Annotated in this window: 3 protein-coding genes and 1 pseudogene; 3 read left to right on the top strand and 1 reads right to left on the bottom strand. The window is 41.5% G+C overall.

The window, feature by feature from the left end:
- The 3 genes from F6K51_RS36395 to F6K51_RS36385 form a co-directional block, all read left to right on the top strand.
- Positions 1-189: hypothetical protein (locus F6K51_RS36395; RefSeq protein ID WP_293030810.1), on the top strand; the 189-nt coding region annotated here is incomplete at its 5' end.
- 61 nt (positions 190-250) lie between these two features.
- Positions 251-928, top strand: a complete 678-nt coding sequence (locus F6K51_RS36390) for a PEP-CTERM sorting domain-containing protein (protein WP_075904055.1) — start codon at positions 251-253, stop codon at positions 926-928.
- A gap of 179 nt (positions 929-1,107) precedes the next feature.
- Complete coding sequence (locus tag F6K51_RS36385; protein ID WP_075904053.1) at positions 1,108-1,725, top strand: PEP-CTERM sorting domain-containing protein; 618 nt, start codon at positions 1,108-1,110, stop codon at positions 1,723-1,725.
- Positions 1,726-1,815: 90 nt separating this feature from the next.
- Here F6K51_RS36385 and F6K51_RS36380 read toward each other — a convergent pair.
- A pseudogene (locus F6K51_RS36380) lies at positions 1,816-2,023 on the bottom strand (protein kinase); the annotation flags it as partial.

The raw sequence follows: 2,023 nt of genomic DNA, 5'->3' as shown, positions 1-2,023 counted from the left end.
TATACCCGATTTATTGAGCTGCTTCACATTCCTGAATTCAATTTAATTTTGGGGCTTTTAACATTGGGTTTTAGCAGAGCGTATACGGTTTTAAAATGCAAATTTTTTAAACTAATAATAAGTTCAAAAGAAGGAGTTAAAAATGTTTACTCAGAAATCCTTCGTAAGTTTGAGTTTAGCAACTACTAAATACTGACTACTAACTCCTTCTGCCGAAAGCAGATCATTTGATTCTAGGAGGTTTAAACTTATGTCTTGCTATTTAAAGACAGCCGTTATCACCCTAAGTACAGCATTAAGCATCGTTATCCCTACCGTAGCTGAGGCAATTACCTTTGGATTTGATTGGACAGGTCAAATTGCTGGCTTTAGCGTTACCGGTTTATTTAGCTATGACGAAACGCAAAGTTATACCGATGGAATCGTCAGGACCAGTGACTTAGATTCTCTGATTGTCTCATTTTTTGATCCTCAAGGCAATTTTTTGAGAACCTATACCGATAATCATTTCGATGCAGGGGTTAACTTCAATTTTGATACTCAAACAAAGCAAATACTCCAATCGGGGACTTACTTTGACCCAGATGGAATCAACATTGGAGATGGCTCCAGAAGCGATGGTTTAACCTTCTGGTCAAAACCACCGCAAAGTAGTACGCCTCACGTCCATGTAGATGATTGGTTGGATGAGTTTGGTTTTCCTATCGGTTTTAGTAGCCATGAAGATGTTGCGTTTCCGACTCGAACCACCCAGGAACTGATTGAGACGGGCAAGGTTGGTGACACCTATATTGATCGACTAACTGAGTTAGAAACAAAAGGACAATTTGCCAAAGTTTCCACGGTTCCTGAACCAACAACATTGATAGGAGTGTTGGGTCTGGGAGGGTGGCTTTTCACTTCAAGTTTACAGCGTCGGAAACAATAGCAGATTTTCCAGCAATTTTATGTCTAAAGGAAAGATTTTTCCATGACAAAAACCCTTATACCCATATGATGCGATCGCGGTAGTGAGAAATCTACAAATCCAGGCACGGGGTGCTTCCCTCTTAGCTGGAAAAGAGGTGAAATTTTTGGTGTTTTTTTTCTTGTACTAGGAGAATAACAATGACAATCAAGACTTTAACTAAAGTAGCAACAGCGATCGTTGGCGGTAGCTTAAGCTTAGGGGTAGTCGGAATCAACTTCGTTGAAGCAGCAACTGTCAAATATAATTTCACAGTGAATCTGGAAAAGAGCTTTTTCCTGACTGGCTCTTCTGAACTCGATATTGCCCCCAATCCTGATTATTACAACGGTGAGTTTACCTTTGACGATTCAAGTTTGACTAAGGTGGGAGCTGAGAGTTTAGGAGTTGACGATGGTTTGTCAATTACCCTATTTAGTGATCCTCGAATAAATGAAGAGGACGACGAGCGTTTCCCAGACTTCCCAACTGTCAATTTCCTAAACGGAGAATTACTGGGGTTAGATTACGATGTAGTTTATCATCCTTTTACCGCCGTTGGTGAATTCTCTGGAGATTTTTTCCGTTTTTCTAATGGTGATTTCACTGACGGTTTCGATCCTACCTTCTATACTCCAGAAGACGAGCCGCGCCAGCCTATTCTCGGAAGTGGAACTGTCACCTATACACTTGTTCCTGAACCAACAACATTGATGGGAATGTTGGGTCTAGGAGGGTGGCTTTTTGCCTCAACCTTAAAACGTCGGAAACAATCATAGATTGTAAGCTATCAGCTATCAGCCGTCAGCCCGCATAAGCTGTTCGCGTAGCGTGCGCGTAGCGCATAAGCTGACGGCTGATAGCTTACATCACTCAAACTGCCAAATTTTAATAGTATTATCTTGAGAACTACTAGCAATGGTAGCACCATCATGGCTAATAGCAACGGTAGTGACAGCGCTTAAATGATCCGTGAGAGTATAGAGCAATTCACCACTACCAGGATGCCATATTTTGACAGTCTTATCGGCGCTACCACTGATTAAGGTATTCCCTTGAGGGCTAATGGCAATAGAT

It is taken from the genome of Moorena sp. SIO3I8, assembly GCF_010692325.1.
GTDB lineage: Bacteria > Cyanobacteriota > Cyanobacteriia > Cyanobacteriales > Coleofasciculaceae > Moorena.
Note: the sequence above shows the minus strand (reverse complement) of the source record. Positions and strands in the feature narration are given on the sequence as shown.

What these genes read in the sequence shown, in the direction of transcription:
- F6K51_RS36390 (WP_075904055.1), top strand. Translation starts at nt 251, where the DNA reads ATGTCTTGCTATTTAAAGACAGCCGTTATCACCCTAAGTACAGCATTA.
- F6K51_RS36385 (WP_075904053.1), top strand. Translation starts at nt 1,108, where the DNA reads ATGACAATCAAGACTTTAACTAAAGTAGCAACAGCGATCGTTGGCGGT.